Below are 17,077 nucleotides of genomic sequence, written 5' to 3'. Positions count from 1 at the left end.
TGCCGCGACGACGAGACGGGGGCCAGGTGCGGGCAGCGAGATTCATCAGCGTGGCCATCATGCTGGTCCTGGCGACGGCCACCGGCTGCGACAGCGGTGACAAGAACACGACCCAGGCCGCGGGCGTTCCCACGGGCCTCGGGCAGTTCTACGGGCAGAAGCCCTCCTGGAAGGGCTGCGGCAACGGGTTCGAGTGCGCGACCGTACAGGTCCCGTTGGACTACGCCAAGCCGTCCGGCGAGAAGGTCGGTATCAAGGTCATCAGGCTTCCGGCGGAAGACGAGAAGAACCGGATCGGTTCCCTGCTCACCAACCCTGGGGGCCCGGGTGGCTCCGGCGTCGACTTCGTCCGCCAGGCCGCCCGCTCCTTCGGAGACGACCTGCGCCGCCGCTTCGACATCGTCGGCTTCGACCCGCGCGGCGTGGCGTCCAGTGACCCTGTCCGCTGCAACACCGGGCCGCAGTTGGACGAGTTCTTCGCCACGGACGCCTCCCCGGACGACCCGAAGGAGACCAACCAACTGGGCAGCGCGAGCAAGGCCTTCGCAGAGCGCTGCAAAGCCAAGGCCGACTCTGAGCTTCCCTACGTCGGCACGGTCAACGCCGCCCGCGACATGGACGTCCTACGCGCCGCCTTGGGCGACCAGAAGCTCACCTACTACGGCGCCTCCTACGGCACCTACCTGGGCGCCTTCTACGCCGAGCAGTTCCCCAAGAACATCCGGGCCTTCGTCCTGGACGGCGCCGTCGACCCGAAGCTCTCCTCCACGGACCTCCTGATCGAGCAGGCCAAGGGCTTCGAGACCGCCCTGCGCGCCTTCGCCGACGACTGCGTCAAGTCGGGCGCCTGCTCCTTCGGCGCCACCCCGGACGCGGTCATCGGTCAGGTCTCGTCCTTCCTCACCGCCACGGACAAGAAGCCCCTCACCAACACGCGCGACTCCCGCAAGGTCACCGAGTCGCTGGCCGTGATGGGCATCGCCCGGGCCCTCTACGTCAAGGAGTACTGGCCCGTCCTGCGCCAGGCGCTCACGCAGGCGATGCAGAAGGGCGACGGCACCCTCCTCCTAGCGCTCGCGGACGAGATGGTCGAACGCAAGCCCAACGGCACCTACAGCAACCAGACCGACGCCAACATGGCCGTCAACTGCGTCGACAAGCCCAACCCGCCGGACCTCGCCGCCTACGGCAAGTCCGCCGAGCAGGCCAAGAAGGTCGCCCCCCGCTTCGGACCGTTCGTCGTCTGGGGCGGCCTCCCGTGCGTCTACTGGCCCGTCCAGACCAAGCAGGCGCCCAAGCCCATCACCGCCCAAGGCGCCGCCCCCATCGTCGTCATCGGAACCATCCGCGACCCCGCCACCCCCTACAAGTGGGCCCAGAGCCTCGCCGGCCAGCTCTCCAGCGGCGTCCTGCTCACCTTCGACGGCGACGGCCACACCGCCTACCTCCAGGGCAACTCCTGCATCACCAAGACCACCGACGACTACCTGATCACCACCGACCCGCCCAAGGACGGAACCACCTGCCGCTGATTAACCGGTGCACACCCACCTCCAACACCCGGTAGACTTCTTCCCGCCGTGCCCCGCACGGCAGGCCGCCTTAGCTCAGTCGGCAGAGCGATTCACTCGTAATGAATAGGTCATCGGTTCGATTCCGATAGGCGGCTCCCAGCTCAGAGGCCCATCGCGACCACCCGCGATGGGCCTTCTGCATGACTGCCTTCCGCATGGCCTCGCTATGAGCCGTCTCGACGCAGCTCGGCGGACTGGAAAGATCGGCGGGGTGACTCCCCTGCCTCAACCTCGCGACCTGACGTCGCTGATCCTGCGGACCGACTTCAGCGGCGACTCGGCGTGGGCCGCGCTGAAGGCGGCGATCGACGGGCAGCAGGAGTGCGCGAACGCGACCTACGTCAGCGACCCGAAGTACTCCGGCATCAGTATTTCCAGGCTCGTCGACCTGAACGCCGCGGCAGATGACGACGACAAGCTCACCTACCTCTTTCTCGCCGACGCAGCCACCCTGAGCGACGACGAACGGCCGCTGCTCGCAGTTGACCTGTACACGGACCCCGGCCGGACTTTCCGGGTACCGGCTCGCTGGTACGGCGAGGTCTCGGCCAATCTCAGCATCGCCAACTTGGATTTCGACGACTTCGCGGACGGCGCGGACGAGACGGGTACCTTCCGAGGTTTCGACGGGTAGCCGGATCGGCGGGGCAGCGAATCGAGCATGTTCACGGTCGGTGCACAGCAGCGTTGGCCTCGGCGAGTGCAGGAACGCCACCTTCCAGGGCTTCGGCGCCGGTGGCGGAACTGAAGCTCTGCATCGAGACCGGTACTCCGGCCGAACGCTGCTACATCGCCGAAGCCGACCGGCCCGACTGGCCGAGGTCCTCATCGACGACCCCGCGTTCGATCATCCCAAAGTCCTCCGCTTCCGCTGACGATGCCGTTCGCCGTCGCCGAGGTCTGTGTTGAGCGGGCACTGACAGCGGCCCTGACCTGACAGGTCCATCGCGGTCACTGCGGTGGTCTTCTGCATGACTACCTGGCGCATCGCTTGACCGGGCGTCCTCTGCGGCGACGGGGACGATTCACACTCGGGCTTAAGGCGTAACATCTGGCCGTACTCGACTGGATCACACTACGAACTGATGACCTTCGAGGAGCACCACCGGGTCGCACCGACGCCATCCCGAGAGGCCATGTCCGAACTACCCGCCCAGCCTGGTGCCCGACGCAAAGGAGCCCCCACCTGTGAAGATCATCGACCGCGTCAAGACGTACGCCCGAAAGATAACGGGACGCGACGTCGACCCCGCCCCGGCTGAGCGCGACCGCGCTGAGCACGAGCAGGACCGCGAGGACAAGAAGCTCGCGGAATCCACTACCCCCGAGACGCCGGAGTCCGAACCGACCACTGAGTCGGCCACGGAATCGGCCACGGAATCGGCCGCGGAGGTGGCTGCGGAGTCCGCTGCCGAGGCGCCTGCGGAGTCGGCGGCTGAGTCGGTTGCGGAGCGGGACGCTGAGCCGCCTGCGGAGTCCGCCGGCGAGTCGGCCGCTGAGTCGGCCACGGAACCGGCCGCGGAGGCGCCTGCGGAGCCCGCTGCCGAGGCGCCTGCGGAGTCGGCTGCGGAGTCCGCTGCTGAGCCGGCCGCGGAGGCGGCTGCGGAGCGGGACGCTGAGTCGGCTGCGGAGTCCGCTGCTGAGCCGGCCGCCGAGGCGGCTGCTGAGCCCGCTGCTGAGCCGACCGCTGAGCCGACCGCTGAGACGGCCGCTGAGACGGACGCGGAGTCGAGCACGAAGGCTGCCGCGTGCCCGCGTTGCGGCGCGACCGGCGATGCGCCCTGCACGACTCCGTCCGGTAAGGCCACGAAGACCCACAAGGGACGCGAGCAGTGAGTAGCGGCGCTCCGCCGATGTCGAGTGCGAGGGGGCGATGCCGTCGCACTTCCGCGCTCACTTCGGAGGTGATCGGCCGTCACTGCGGTCGTCCAGGACGACCAGGCGACGCGCGGTCACGGTGGCGCCGGGGGTAGACCCGGAGGCTCAGGTGGCTGGCGCCGCTCCCTCGCCGCGCCCGCCACCTGGGCCCCGGCCCGTCGGCTGCCCGGGTACGTCCAAGGATGCCGAGGTTCTGCCCAGACTCGGGTTCATGCGCAGACTCGGCTTCCCCGCGATCGGTGTGAGCGGGCAGGCCCCACGCCATGTCCTTCTGGACGTCCGCGCTGGACTAGGAGCAGGGAGGTCGAGCGCCTGGTCGAGTTGCTAGCGGCCATGTTCGCCTACTGCGCCTGGAAGGCACCCGCCTCTACCTCGACGTCGGCCCCATCACGCCGATGCTCATGTACTTCGTGCTCGGCAACAGCGCCAAGGACCCGGACCGCGCCGTGACGTTGATGCTCCTTACCGTCACCATGGCTGCGTTCGGCGCGATGGACGCCGTTCTCAACAGCGGCATCGCCGAGAGGACAAGAGCCTCGGGTGGCTGCGCCAGCTTGGGCTGACGCCGCTGAGCCGACGCGCGTCGTCGTCGGGCGCGGTCTTGTGTGGCTGATGGTGGCGCTGCCGCCGATCCTTGCGATCCAGTTCGTCGGGGCGCTCGTCAACCACGTCCGGCACACGCCCGCCGAGGGGGCCGGGGTCGTCGCCGCGCCTTGCGACGGTCGGGTAGTGGCCGGCTTGCCTCCCAGGGCATGCGCTCGGATTGCAGATGGGACCAACCGGACACAGGGAGCGCCGCGTGGAGGGGGCGTTCGGTACGATCTTGTGGGAATTCGGGGGATGGCGAGGTCGGACCTATGTTCAGGATCTTCCGTCGGCGACGCGAGGATGAACTGGCCGTCATCGACGCAGAGATCACTGCCCTCGGGGAGGCGCTGGCGGGGCATCCCTTCGTACCTGAGCGGCACGCCGCGGACGCCGGGCTCCTGGCCGACTACTCGCGTGCGCTCGACGCTTACGAGCAGGCCAAGAGGGCTTTCGTCGGAGACCGCGACCTGGCGGACGCCGCAGATGTGTTGATCGCGCTGGACGAGGGTCGTCACGCGCTCGCCTGCGTCGACGCCCGTCTTGCGGGTCGCCCGACGCCGCCTCGCCGACCCTTGTGCTTCTTCGACCCGCGCCACGGGTCGTCCGCCGATCGCGTTTCCTGGACGCCTGAAGGGGGCGCCACCCGGATCATCGACGTGTGCGCCGCCGATGCGGTGAGGATCCGAGAGGGCATGGCTCCTATCGACACCGGTCGGCGCGCGCGCCCGGAACCCAAACCGCGCGTGCCGGCCACTAGACCTCAGCCGCGCGAGCCTCAGTCCAGGCCTCAGCCGCGCAAGCCCCAACCCAGAGCCCAGGCTCCGCGTCCTCCCGCACAGCCCGCGCCCTTCAAGACGTGCCCGCCGGGCGTGCGCAAGACTCAACAAGCCCAGGGAGGCGGGAACAGAGAGTTCAAGTTCCCCCACCGTGAACCACGCAGGCCCCAGGTGCTGGTCGTCCGCCTGCACGGCGGCGATCGGAAAAGCGTGGTCAAGCTCTTCGAGGACGGATACGCGAGGGTGCTACTACGAGGTCGCCAGGAGCGGAACCGCGTCGTAGAACCTCTCCCCGTGCGCGAGGACAAGCACGTTCACTTGCGTATCGACTCCAAGGTGCGGTGGGCTGCATGGCTGCAGCCCTTCGACACTGTCCCGATGGTCGACGACCGCATATCCTCACGCGGCTCCTTTGTCTTCCGCTACACGGGAGGTCCCGCGATCGTCCAGATGACCCACACCGAGGACGGCGACTTCTCCCTCACCGAGCTCACAACGGAATTTGAGCAGGGACCGCACGTCCTGTCCGGCAAGGGTTCCTGCTACGCCGAAGCCCACCTGTCGGGCCCGACCTATCTCCATGTGCGAGCCGAAGGCAACTGGCAGATCAGGTTCACTCCCGTGCGAGAGGCCTCCTGAGCCCGCGACCGGTTGCCACCCGGCGACCCCGATGCCCCTCTTGGAAAGGGCGGCAGCGTCGAGGTGGGGCACCTTGGGACGAGCGGATTGTCGGCTGCCTTTCGAGAGGCGGCTCCCACGTTGAAGGCTTGTCGCGGGCTGGCGTATACGGCTTCCGCTAACGCTTCCCTGCTCGTGTTGGGGCACCTGGGATCATGGTGGCCTGGTGCGGGACGGCCTAGTGTGCCGTCCATGCGCATGCTGCACATCGGGCTGCGGGTCACCGACCTGGAGCGCTCGCTCGCCTTCTACACAGCGCTCGGATACACCAAACTCGGCAGCGTCCCCGAGACGGGTTTCGGCAGCCTCACGATGCTCAAGCTGCCCGACGATCCGTTCGTCAGCCTTGAGCTCGTGCACGATCCCCAGAGGCCGGTCGAGGACATCAGCGCCGTCAACCATCTCGTCGTACAGGTGGACGATCTGGACGCCACGATCGCTGATCTCGCCGCCAAGGGTGTCGCTGCCGAGCCGCCTGCCGACCCCGGGCCGGGGATCAGGACGTCATGGCTGACCGACCCCGACGGCTACAGGATCGAGCTCGTGCAATGGCCACCGGGCCATCCGGCTGGGATGACAGAAGCCGATTTCGGCTGACGAGACGGCGTGACAGGGATCGAGGGGCCCAGCCAATGAGCTCGTCGTCATCCGCCTGATCACAGCCCCGCTGCGGGGCCCGGACCGCACTACCCTTCGGCGGATGCAGAACCCTCCAGACCAGGTTCCCGCGTCCCTCGATGGCCCAGGCGTCGAGGTGACGGACGCTCGTGAACTCCTCCTCGGCTACCTGGAGTGGTATCGCGAGGCATTGATGCGCAAGCTCTCCGGGCTGCCCGACGACCGGCTCCGCGCGCCGGTCGAGCCGCTGGGATGGTCACCGCTCGGGCTGGTCCAGCATCTCGGTTGGGTCGAGCGCCGCTGGATGCGGTGGGGATTCGCCGCCGAAGACGTCCTCGCCTACCCGCCCGGGGACGACGAGGCGGAATGGACCGTCCCTCTCGATCGGTCCAGCGCGCAGATCATGGCCGCTTACCGTCTGGAGGTCGCCAGGACACGTGATCTGGTGGAGGGCGCCTCGCTGAACGACAAGGCCCGGCTGGGCGGTCGTTTCCAGACGTCCGAAGAGGCCCCTTCCCTCGGACGGATCCTCTTCCATCTGCTCCAGGAGTACGCCCGCCACGTGGGCCACCTCGATGTCGCCCGCGAACTGATCGACGGAACGACCGGCGAGTAGCCCCGGGCCGGACGCCCCGGCCAGGACGTCACGCGCCCCTCTCACCGAGTGGCCGGGCCAGGGATCTCAGTGATCCCGGCACGTCACACGAACACCGGCACAGTCAGTCGGCGGGTCAGGCTCCGCCCGGCGGCGGCACCACGAGCACCGGCACAGTCAGTCGGTCAGGTGCTCGGCGAGGATCTTCAGGTGGGTGTCGCGCGCCTCGGCGTGGCAGCGGCGGCCGGCATCGGTGATCTCCACGAAGACGCCGCGGCGGTCGGCCTCGCAGAGCCCGCGCTGGACGTAGCCGTGCTTCTCCAGGCGGGCGACCGTCCGTGACAGGGCGCTCTGGCTGAGGTACATGGCCGCGGCGATGTCCTGCATGCGGCGCTTCTCACAGTCCTGGTCCACGAGGCGGTCGAGCGTCTCGTACTCGCTCATGCTCAGGCCGTGGACGTCCTGCAGGGCGCGGTCCAGAGCGCACGCGACCGTGTTGTAGCAGGTCGCCAGCTTGCGCCAGCGGCTCACCAGAGCAGACTCCGCCTCCATGCCGCGCACCTTACCATGCGCACGCATCAGATGCACAGGAATTAAATTCCGCAGAATTTTGTGCGTGGACATTTGATGCATATGCATGTACTGTCCTGCGACGTGACTATCACCGAGACCTCACCCGACTCCGCTGTCGGTGCGCCGGGCGCCGTGGGCGCACCGGCCGAGCAGACCTGGACCCCGCGGTTGTGGGGAGTCCTGGCCGTCCTGTGCGCCGTGTTGTTCCTCGACGGACTCGACGTCTCGATGGTGGGCGTCGCGCTGCCGTCGATCGGCGCGGAGCTCGGCCTTTCGACCACGTCACTGCAGTGGATCGTCAACGGCTACGTCCTCGGCTATGGCGGACTGCTCCTGCTCGGCGGACGCACCGCCGACCTCCTCGGCCGCCGCCGGGTCTTTCTCGCCGCCCTCGCCGTGTTCGCCTTGGCTTCGCTGGTGGGCGGTCTTGTCGACGACGGCGCGCTGCTCATCGCGACCCGTTTCGTGAAGGGTCTGGCCGCCGCCTTCACCGCGCCGACCGCGCTGTCCATCCTGACGACCACCTTCCATGAGGGGCCGGCACGCAACCGGGCTCTGTCGGTGTTCTCCGTCTTCGGAGCCAGCGGCTACTCGTCCGGGCTGATCCTCGGCGGCTTGCTGACCAGCTTCGGGTGGCGCTGGACGTTCCTGACGCCCGTGCCGCTCGCCATCCTCGCCCTTGTCGCGGGCATCGCGCTGATCCCGCGGGACCGGCCCGCAGCCGGTGGAGGGCACGACGTCCTCGGCGCCGTGACGCTCACCGGTGGCATGCTGCTCGCGGTCTACACCGTGGTGTCGGCTCCCGATCGCGGCTGGCTGGACCCGCTCACGCTGGGCTCAATCGGGGTCGCGGCGGCCCTGCTGATCGCGTTCTTCGTCACCGAGAACAAGGTGCGGCACCCGCTGATCCGGCTCGGCATCCTGCGGATCGGCTCGATCGTCCGGGCCAACCTGAGCATCGTCGCGCTGTTCGGCTCGTACCTGAGCTTCCAGTTCATGATGACGCTCTACCTGCAGGACGTGCTGCACTGGTCGCCGCTGAAGATGGCCATGGCGCTGCTTCCGGCCGGGCTCCTCGTGGCGTTCGGCTCGCCCTTCGTCGGCCGCCTGATCGACCGGTACGGGACGCCCCGCCTGATCATCAGCTCGATGACCTCCCTGAGCCTCGGATATGCCTGGTTCCTCGGCACGGCCGGGAACGCTCCGCACTACGTGTTCACGATCCTGCCGACGATGCTGCTGCTGGGCGGCGGGTTCGCGTTCGGCTTCAGCTCGATCATGGCGCAGGCCACGGACGGGATCGACGACTCCGAGCAGGGGCTCGCCTCGGGCCTCGTCCAGACCTCGGGCCAGGTCGGCGCCGCCCTGGTCCTGGCCGTGGTCACCGCCCTGGTCGCGGGCGGGACGGCCGCGGGCGGCGACGGCTTCGCCGAGTTCCACCCCGGCGTCAACCTGGTCAGCGCGGTCGCCGTGGTCGGCCTGGCCCTGAACCTCATCCCGCTCATCCGCCGCTACCACCCGAAGCACGTCTGACCGCCCTCCGCCGATCTGGGCCGGGCCGCGCCTTCCACCCCGCGGCCCGGCCCACACCCTTTCCTCCCAGACGACCCGCCAGTCGCTCGCTGCTGACACGGCCTCCCCCTCCGACGCGGCCCATACTCGCTACCGGCGCAGCCCCTCTCCGTTCGCGCCGCCTCTACCACTGCTGGCGTGGCCCCTACTCAGCGCGCGCGGCCGACACTCTCTGCCCGAGCCATCTGGCTCTGTGCTTGCGCGGCCTCGCCTCCGCCGTGGGGCTTCTGCTTGCGCCGTCTCGCCTTGTGCTCGCGCCGCCCAACTCTCTGCCCGAGCTACTTCGCCCTGTGCTTGCACTGCCTCGCCTTTGCCGTGGGGCTTCTGCTTGCGTCGCTTCGCCTTGTGCTTGCGCCGCCCCACTCTCTGCCCGAGCCATCTGGCCCTGTCTTGCGCCGTCTCGTCTCCGCCGTGGGGCTTCTGCTCGCGCCGCCTCGCCCAGTGCTTGCGCCGCCCCACTCTCTACGCGCGCGGCCTCGCCTCCGCCGAGGGGCTTTTGCTCGCGCGGCCTCGCCCTCTGCTTGCGGCCCGACCCTTGCTCGCGGCCGACACTTCTTTGCTCGCATGAGCCCTGCCCCTAGCTCTCAACACTCTTCGCCTTCGGCACTGTGGCGCTTGGCCTGGCGACTCGCGCGGGCAGTGGAGATCGGACGGCTTTCGTTGTCTTCAGTAGCGCCACCCCAAGCGCGGAGTGTTGACCGCAGGCCCGCCCGGGGTGGTCTGCCCGGGCGGGTTTCTTGGACGTGGGGGCGAGCGGGTGGCGGGGGCGGTCTCTCGTGGGGCCGCCCCCGCCATGGGTTATCTGGGGCGCTTCCAGAAGGGGCGGCGGGGTTGGGGTTCGCCGGTGAAGTCGGCCAGGACCTGCAAGGCACTGGTCCACTGGTCGTTGACGGTGGTCTCGTCTGCGGTGGGTGGCAGGCGGTGCAGGTCGTCGCGAAGGGCGGCGAGAGGGGTGGCGTCCAGGGACAGGGCCTGCATTCGCTGGACGATCGACTCCAGGATGGGGAGGAGCTCGCTCAGCAGGCGGTGGATGCGCTCCTCTCGCGTTTCGGGGACCTGGCGTAGGCGGCCCAGCACGTTGGCCAGTTCTTGCTGGAATCCGGTGAGGGCGGGGGGCGCGGAGCCCGCCGGTCGGCGAGTCCGTGCGGCGGATCGACCGTGGGGGCGGCCGGAGGGGCGGCCGGAGACTGGAGGCGGGGCGCCGTAGCCGGGAGGGGCGCCTTGCGGCATCGGGGGCGGGCCCGAAGGGGCGGGCGGCATCGGCGGCGGGCCGGAGGGAGCGGGCGGCATGGATGCGGGCGGCATCGGGGGCGGGCCGGAGGGGGCGGCCGGAGCGCTTGAGAAAGCGTCGGGGACTTCCATGTCCATATCGATCGAGAAGGTGGCGGGGGCGATGCGCGGGGCGGCCATCGGTGCGGCGCCTCCCCAGCCCCGGGGCATCTCCACCGGCTGGACGACCTGGTGCGGTGCTTCTCCCTCGGTCGCGACCCGGCTGTCCACGGCGACGAACGCCGTGAAGCGGCACAGGACGCCGAAGCGGAGGGACGTCGCGATGATGCGCTGTTCCAGGTCGTCGGGTCCGCCGACCGTGTAGCGGTCCTCCAGGTCGCGCAGGTGTGCGCGGGCCCAGATGGATCGGGCGGCCGAGTCTTCGACCACGATGCCGGTGGCGTGCTGCTCCCAGGGCGTGCCGTCGGACGCCGTACCCCTGACGGACAGGGTGCCGGAGGGCGCGCCTCGGAACCGGCCCGCGATCTGGAGGGGGACGCCGGGGAACAGGGCGCTCGGCCGGGCGGGCGCCACCGTGTCGGGGACGATCTCCAGGCCGTCGGCGTGCAGGGTGAGGCCGGTCGCCAGCGGGGCGGCGATCCGGTGGTGGATGTGCTCCATCGCCTCGTCGAGGCGGTCTTCGGACTCGACCAGTTCGCAGCGGCCCCCGCCGATCGCGGCGAGGCGGTTCAGGAAGCCGGCGTTGACGGCCTGGTCGATGCCGACCGTGTGCACGCGGACGCCGCGCAGCCGCGGCTCGAGGTGGGCGAGGAGTTGGTCCTCGTTGCCGACCTGGCCGTCGGTGATGAGGACGAGCACCCGGTCGCGGGTGGAGTCGGCGAGCAGGCGGCAGCCCTCGTCGAGCGGGGTGAGCATCTCGGTGCCGCCCCGCGCGCCCAGCGCCGCCAGGTGCTCGACGGCGCGGAACCGGTTGCGGTCGGTGCCGTCGGCCAGCCCGGAGCCGAGGTCGCGCGGGCGCTCGATGACGGTGTCGAAGGACAGGACGGCGAACCGGTCCTCGGCGCGGAAGGTGTCGACGATGCGGGCGGCGGCGCGGCGCGCGGCGACCATCTTCCAGCCGTGCATGCTGCCGGACCGGTCGAGGACGAGCACCACGTCGCGCGGGCGGGGCTTCGCTTCCCCGGAGGGCAGGACGGTGAGGTTGAACGTCCCCTCCTGGCTGGCCTCGTCCGGGATGAGGCACAGGGCGGCGCTCTCGTGCGGGGCGAAGTCGAGGCGGAGGACGAAGTCGCGGTCGAGTCGCTCGCCCGGTTGCAGACGCACGGTCGTCCGCTCGCCGTCGCCCTCCTCGGCCACCACGTGCAGCGCCGACCGGATCTGGGTGAGCGGGAGCCCGGCCGGATCGATGTCGACGGTGACGGCCAGGCGGACCGGGTTGGGGAAGCCGGGCAGCAGGACGGGCGGGCTGATCCGCGACGCGTCCGGGACGGCGTCGGTGTCGTCGGCCACCCCCGATCCGGCGCGCCCGCCGGCGAGCGGAGCGCCGGGGATGTAGCGGGGGGCGACGACGAGCGGGAACCGGAAGGTCGCGCTCGACGCCGACTCGTGCGGAAGCGGCTGGTCGAGGGACAGCCTGATCGTGACCCTCTCGCCCGGCAGGATGTTGCCCACCCGCATGGTGAACACGTCCGGGCGGTCTTCCTCCGCGATGGCGGCGCGTTGACCCGCGGCGATCGCGGTGTCGTAGTCCTGCCGCGCCTGCCCGCGCTCTTTCAGCTTCCCTTCGATGACCCGGTCGGCGGCCTCCATGCGGAGCGCGGTGACGGCGGCGCGGTCGGGCAGGGGGAAGATGTAGGTGGCCTCCAGCGGCCTGTCGGACGGGTTGCGGAAGCCCTGGACGATCTCGATTCCGGCGGCGAGGCCGGTGATGGACGCGTGCACGTCCACGGAGTCGAGCGGCAGATTGCCGATGTCGGTGCTGAGCGCGCCGAGCCCGTGGTCGGGTGCCGGTGGCGCGGTGTCGGGTAGCGGCAGGATGCGCACGGTCACTGGGTCCTCCCGGGTGGGTCGGCGTGCTGGAAGGCGGGGCTTTCGGCGGTGTTCTTCGCGGGGGCGAGCAGGCCGCGGTCGCGCAGCTCGTCTAGCAGTGGACGTGCGGCGGCCTCGATGGCGGCGAGGTCGTCGCCGCTGAGGGCCGGGACCTCGAGGAGCACGGTGAGGCCGGGCGCCAGGCGGACTCCCTGGACGACCGCGGGAGCGGGTTCTCCGTAGCCGGAGGCGACGATGTTCTGGCGGAACGACACATCGGGGCGCCGGCTCCAGAAGCTCCCTCCGTCGCCGCCTCCCGCTGCCTCCTCCGGGCCCTTGGGCGCCGTCGGGGAAGTGCCTTGGTCGTCTGGCCTTGCCGGGCCGTCATGGCTGAGGGAGGGATCGCCGTCCTCTGCGATCTGGGCGTTCGAGCCCGGGGGACTCGCTGTTGGGCCTGGGGGCGTGCGGGGAGTCGGCGGCAGGTCGGTCGACGCGGAGTCCTGCGGGGCGGGGAGGGCGGCGATGCGGGCGAGGGCCGTGTCGGTCGCGGCGGCGAGCTCGACCTGGATCTCGGCGATGGAGCGGCCGGCGGCCTGGCGCCGCTTCACCGCGACGAGTTGGAGGAGATGGCGGGGCCCGTACAGGGCGGTGCGGCCGCGGCGGCCGAGGGGCGGGTCGACCAGGCCGATCGTGGTGTACCAGCGGATCAGCCGCTCGTTGGGCAGGTCGCGCACCCGGCCGCTGGCCTGCGCGGACCCGTCCGCCGCGAGGGCCGCGGCGGCACGGTCCGCCAGTTCGGCGATCGTCCAGGTGTCGTCCATGGCCCGATGATGACACTGTCACGATGACAGTGTCAAATAGATCTCGCCGGGCGGCTTCGATCCGAGCCTGCGCCGTGGCGGTGCGCGACGTGTGCGGTCTCGTGGTCTCGGGCCTCTGTCCTTGGCGTGGTGGCGGCGGCATGTCGAGTGTCGTAGCGCGTCTCGGGAGGCTGGGGAGTGACGAAGTCTTCGTCGAATTGCCTTCTCCGGCATCGTGACAGCGGAATTGATCGTTCCTGGCGCACGGATAATCTCCCGGCGTCCCGTGGACGGCCGTCTCATGTGATCAAGCAAGGCTGGAAATCCGAATTATTCTCATCACTCTCGGTGTCTTGATGATCACTTGCCGCCATGACGCCCTGGTCACATGAACCATGCGAACCTTGCAGTATCTCGGGCGAAACTCTCAAACTGCTCAAGTAGGACACTCTACAAAAAGTCTAAATTAAAAGAGGATGGTGATGTCCGGTATCGGACTGCGATCTCTTGAATTTCCTGGTAGAGAGCGCCCGGAGCATTTACCTTTTTCGGTATGAGCGACCATGTCCTGGTCGAGGCGCTCCGGAAGCGTGACCCGGGTGCCGCGGCCGCGGTGTACGACGCCCACGCCGACGGGCTTTACGCGTACTGCTGGTTCCAGTTGCGGGACCGCGACGCGGCACAGGTCGCCTTACGCGACACCTTCATCGTGGCCGAGGCGTACATCGGCAAGCTGCGGGAACCCGAGCGGTTCGGGCCATGGCTCTACGCCATCGCCCGGTTGGAGTGCGCCCGGCGCATGCCTCGCCGGCATCAGGCGCCGGACGTACCGGTCGTCGGCCCGGATCAGGAGGACGCCGACCAGCGCATCGTTGCGTGGCAGGCGGTGCTGGCGCTGCCGCCCATCTCCCGCGAGATCCTGGAGCTTCACGTCCGGCACCGGTTGTCCGTCCCTGACCTCGCCGCCGTGTTCGGTATGTCGGTTACGGCCGCCGAAGCCGCGCTCGACGACGCGCAAGACGAACTCAAAGTGGCGTTGACCGCGGAGATACTCGCGCATAAGGGGCCATGCGGTTGCGACGAGCGGGCGCTGCTTCTGCGTGAGCGGCAAGATGACCCTGCCTGGGACATCAGCGAGCGGTTGATGGAGCATGCGCAAGGCTGCCCCGTTTGTGGAGCCCTCCGTCCCCGTTCCGTGTCCGCGGCCAAGGTGTACGGGATGCTGCCGGTAGTGACTCCCGCGCCCGAGATGCGGCTCAGGGTGATGAGTTGCTTTCTGGATCCGGAACTCGTCGGCTACAGGCTCTTCGTGGCCACCCGTGTGACGGAGTTCAGGTCCGATGGATTTCCCGTCCAGACCGCCTTTGGACGCCTCGGCCGGGTCTCTCGCCGAGGCAGGCGGCGGCGGTTCGGGCGCCCCCGGAGAGCGTCCAAGGAGGACCAGCCGAAGGAGGGTGAGGCGGCAAAGGAGAAGGGGGCGGCCAGGCTCTACGCGCAGGTCGTTCGCGCCGCCGCCGTGCTCGTGGCTGTGGCGCTCCTATCCGCGGGTGGGGTCGCTTCCATGTACGGCGTAGGTGCCGGGCGGGAGGACGCGTACCGGAACGCGGGCCCGCATCCGACGGCCATACCCGGCATCTCCCAGCGGCCCGGGTCCGGGCGGCGGTCGGACGCGCATCCCGGTGATTCCGACCTTCCCCGACGCCACTCTCGTTCTAGGCGCGGCCCACGCCTGCCGTCGGCCGGTTCGGTACCGGAACGCCTGCCGTCCACCGTCCCGTCAAGCGCACCGCCCTCGGAGTCGACGGTGCCCACGCCCTCAGGGGCAGCGTCGTCCGGGCCGGGCCCAGCGCACGGCGCCTGAGACCGAGCGCCGCGCCCGACCCAGCACACGAGCACCGCGCCCAGTACGAGCGCTGCGCCCGACTCCGAACAAGAGCACCGCGCCCGAGGGCGAGCGGCGTGTTCTACCCCCGTGTGGCGTGCCTACCTGCCGTTTCCCGAATTCACTACGCTTCGTAGCCGATCATTTGCGCTAAGCAGCATCGCGGGCGGGGAGAAGGTGATCATGGCATCTGGCGCTCCAGAGATCCGTCGCCGTCGCGTGACCCCGTCTCCCGCCCGCAGCACGGCGCTGCGCGTGGTCGCCCTCGCCTCCGGAGTGGCGATCGGCATGAGCCTGCTGGTGCCGTTCGCGTCGGCCCGCCCGTCCGATCCTCCCGGCCCCAGCGCGAAGGACGTCGAACAAAGCGAACGCGACGTCAGGGAGCGTGCCGCCGAGGTCGGGCGGACGAAGGCGATGCTCGCCCAGGCGGACGGCGAACTCGACAGGCTCGCCATAGCCGCGGAGGCCGCGGTGGAGCGCTACAACGGCGAACTGGTGAGCCTACGGCGCTCGCAGGAGGCGTACAGGGACGTCCAGGGGCGGCTTGCCGAGGCGAACCGGAGAACGGAGGAGGCCAGAGCCGAACTGGCGTCGTTCGCCGCGCAGGTCTACCGCGACAACACCGGCTACGACCCCATGTCCTCGGCCGTCGCGGGCGAGGGCGGGCCCCAGGGGTTCATGGACCGCGCCAGCATGGTCAAGATGCTCGCCGAACGGCGGACCGCCATGTTCCGCGAGGTCGAAGCGTCCAAGACGGTCGCGGGCCTGTTCCGCCGCCAGGCGAAGACGGCGCTGGACGAGCAGGAGGCAGCGACGAGGCGCGCCGACGAGGCCAAACGGCTCGCGCAGGACGCGGTGGCGACGCAACAGGAGGCGGTCCAACGCATCGAGGCTGACAAGCGCCGTCTGGAACACAGGCTGGGCAAGGCCCAGGCGAAGGCTGCGAAAGTCAAGCGCGCGCGGGAACGTGCCCTGGAGAGGGCGAAGGCGCGCAAAGCACGAGCGGATTTCCCCGTCCCCAGGTCTCCAGCGGGGTTGCTGTCGGAGACTCGCGGAGCCGTCGCGGTCCAGGCGGCGCTCAAGTGGCTCGGCACGCCCTACTCCTGGGGCGGGGGCGACGCGAACGGACCCACATACGGCATCGCCCAGGGCGCCGGGATCGTCGGCTTCGACTGCTCGGGCCTCACCATGTACGCGTGGGGCCAGGCTGGTGTACGGCTCGACCACTGGACGGGCACGCAGTGGACGTCCGGACCGCACGTCCCCATCAGCGAACTGCGTCCAGGCGACCTCGTCTTCTTCGCGACCAGCCGGTCCGACCCCGCCTCCATCCACCACGTGGGCCTCTACCTCAGCGGCGGCCGCATGGTGGAAGCCCCCTACACCGGGGCACGGGTGCGCATCGCGAGCATCCACCGGTCCGACCTGATCGGTGCGACGCGTCCCGCAGGCTGATGCAGACCCCGCTTCACCGGAGCCTCCGCTCCAGCCCCGGAAAGCCGGAACCCTTCCGCAGGGTCTGCGGAAGGGTTCCTCGCAAGGCGCGTCGCGTAAGCAGCGGGGAGCGGATCAGCGCCGTCCGCGACTCCGCACGGCCCGGCCGTGCCGCACGGGGCGGGGACGGCTCAGTGGCCGCCCTGGTCGGAGGCGCGCTTGAAGGAACGCTCGATCTCCTGCTCGGCCTCCACTCGTCCCACCCAACTGGCGCCCTCGACGGACTTGCCGGGCTCCAGGTCCTTGTAGACCTCGAAGAAGTGCTGGATCTCCAGCCTGTCGAACTCGGCGACGTGGTGGATGTCGCGCAGGTGCTCCATGCGGGGGTCGGTGGCGGGGACGCACAGGACCTTGTCGTCGCCGCCGGCCTCGTCGGTCATGCGGAACATGCCCACGGCGCGGCACCGGATGAGGCAGCCGGGGAACGTCGGCTCCTGCAGCAGGACCAGGGCGTCCAGGGGGTCGCCGTCCTCGCCGAGCGTGTCCTCGACGAACCCGTAGTCGGCCGGGTACTGCGTGGAGGTGAAGAGCATGCGGTCGAGCCGGATGCGCCCGGTCTCGTGGTCCACCTCGTACTTGTTCCGCTGGCCCTTCGGGATCTCAATCGTGACGTCGAAATCCAAGATGTCCTCCGCTCCCTGCGCGCTCGCAGTGAATAGTCTTTCGGGAGCCTGTGGGCGAGGCCGGCACCACAGGTGAGTGTTCCCCTGTATAAGGATGTCGCACGTTGGTGAGTGGTGAGTGGGAGAGGGGCGGTCACGTGCCTGGACGGGGCCGAGCCCTCGCAGTCC

The 17,077-nt window shown here is 69.7% G+C and carries 14 protein-coding genes and 1 tRNA gene; 11 read left to right on the top strand and 4 right to left on the bottom strand.

Going from position 1 to position 17,077, the window contains the following annotated elements; all coding sequences use genetic code 11:
• Positions 1-59 precede the first annotated feature (59 nt).
• The 8 genes from AB0C21_RS05985 (at position 60) to AB0C21_RS05950 (ending at position 6,728) form a co-directional block, all read left to right on the top strand.
• Positions 60-1,532: an alpha/beta hydrolase gene (locus tag AB0C21_RS05985; protein ID WP_500203311.1), complete on the top strand. Its 1,473-nt coding sequence runs from the start codon at positions 60-62 to the stop codon at positions 1,530-1,532.
• Positions 1,533-1,596: 64 nt separating this feature from the next.
• Positions 1,597-1,669: transfer RNA gene (locus tag AB0C21_RS05980), tRNA-Thr, on the top strand.
• A 71-nt stretch (positions 1,670-1,740) separates the two neighbouring features.
• On the top strand, positions 1,741-2,208 hold the full coding sequence (locus tag AB0C21_RS05975; RefSeq protein ID WP_500202929.1) for a DUF6924 domain-containing protein: 468 nt from the start codon (positions 1,741-1,743) through the stop codon (positions 2,206-2,208).
• 554 nt (positions 2,209-2,762) lie between these two features.
• Positions 2,763-3,410, top strand: coding sequence for a hypothetical protein (locus AB0C21_RS05970; RefSeq protein WP_500202928.1), 648 nt, complete (start codon positions 2,763-2,765; stop codon positions 3,408-3,410).
• Positions 3,411-3,853: 443 nt separating this feature from the next.
• Positions 3,854-4,015: a hypothetical protein gene (locus tag AB0C21_RS05965; protein WP_500202927.1), complete on the top strand. Its 162-nt coding sequence runs from the start codon at positions 3,854-3,856 to the stop codon at positions 4,013-4,015.
• Between the two features lie 294 nt (positions 4,016-4,309).
• Positions 4,310-5,455 carry a hypothetical protein gene (locus tag AB0C21_RS05960; RefSeq protein ID WP_500202926.1) on the top strand — a complete coding sequence of 382 codons (1,146 nt, stop codon included), beginning with the start codon at positions 4,310-4,312 and terminating at the stop codon, positions 5,453-5,455.
• A 231-nt stretch (positions 5,456-5,686) separates the two neighbouring features.
• Positions 5,687-6,091, top strand: coding sequence for a VOC family protein (locus AB0C21_RS05955; protein WP_500202925.1), 405 nt, complete (start codon positions 5,687-5,689; stop codon positions 6,089-6,091).
• 103 nt (positions 6,092-6,194) lie between these two features.
• Positions 6,195-6,728, top strand: a complete 534-nt coding sequence (locus AB0C21_RS05950) for a DinB family protein (RefSeq protein ID WP_500202924.1) — start codon at positions 6,195-6,197, stop codon at positions 6,726-6,728.
• 156 nt (positions 6,729-6,884) lie between these two features.
• Here AB0C21_RS05950 and AB0C21_RS05945 read toward each other — a convergent pair whose 3' ends face one another.
• Positions 6,885-7,259 (bottom strand): MarR family winged helix-turn-helix transcriptional regulator, encoded by a 375-nt coding sequence (locus tag AB0C21_RS05945; protein WP_149259797.1) that lies wholly within the window; start codon positions 7,257-7,259, stop codon positions 6,885-6,887.
• Between the two features lie 75 nt (positions 7,260-7,334).
• Between AB0C21_RS05945 and AB0C21_RS05940 the strand changes: the two genes are divergently transcribed.
• A complete protein-coding gene (locus AB0C21_RS05940; RefSeq protein WP_500202923.1) occupies positions 7,335-8,813 on the top strand; it encodes an MFS transporter in 1,479 nt (492 codons plus the stop codon).
• Positions 8,814-9,650: 837 nt separating this feature from the next.
• Here the strand turns inward: AB0C21_RS05940 and AB0C21_RS05935 are convergent.
• Together AB0C21_RS05935 and AB0C21_RS05930 are read right to left on the bottom strand one after the other, a co-directional pair.
• Entirely contained in the window at positions 9,651-12,131 is a 2,481-nt protein-coding gene (locus AB0C21_RS05935) for a VIT domain-containing protein (protein WP_500202922.1), read from the bottom strand.
• On the bottom strand, positions 12,128-12,931 hold the full coding sequence (locus tag AB0C21_RS05930; protein WP_500202921.1) for a MerR family transcriptional regulator: 804 nt from the start codon (positions 12,929-12,931) through the stop codon (positions 12,128-12,130). Before AB0C21_RS05930 ends, AB0C21_RS05935 begins: the two co-directional genes overlap by 4 nt.
• Positions 12,932-13,463: 532 nt before the next feature.
• Here AB0C21_RS05930 and AB0C21_RS05925 point away from each other — a divergent pair.
• Positions 13,464-14,771, top strand: a complete 1,308-nt coding sequence (locus AB0C21_RS05925) for an RNA polymerase sigma factor (RefSeq protein ID WP_500202920.1) — start codon at positions 13,464-13,466, stop codon at positions 14,769-14,771.
• Between the two features lie 240 nt (positions 14,772-15,011).
• A complete protein-coding gene (locus AB0C21_RS05920; protein ID WP_500202919.1) occupies positions 15,012-16,247 on the top strand; it encodes a C40 family peptidase in 1,236 nt (411 codons plus the stop codon).
• A 170-nt stretch (positions 16,248-16,417) separates the two neighbouring features.
• Here the strand turns inward: AB0C21_RS05920 and AB0C21_RS05915 are convergent, their stop codons facing one another.
• Complete coding sequence (locus AB0C21_RS05915) at positions 16,418-16,909, bottom strand: inorganic diphosphatase (RefSeq protein ID WP_179845738.1); 492 nt, start codon at positions 16,907-16,909, stop codon at positions 16,418-16,420.
• Between the last annotated feature and the right edge of the window lie 168 nt (positions 16,910-17,077).

The sequence above is a fragment of the Spirillospora sp. NPDC049024 genome, assembly GCF_040649235.1.
Classification (GTDB): domain Bacteria; phylum Actinomycetota; class Actinomycetes; order Streptosporangiales; family Streptosporangiaceae; genus Spirillospora.
Note: the sequence above shows the minus strand (reverse complement) of the source record. Positions and strands in the feature narration are given on the sequence as shown.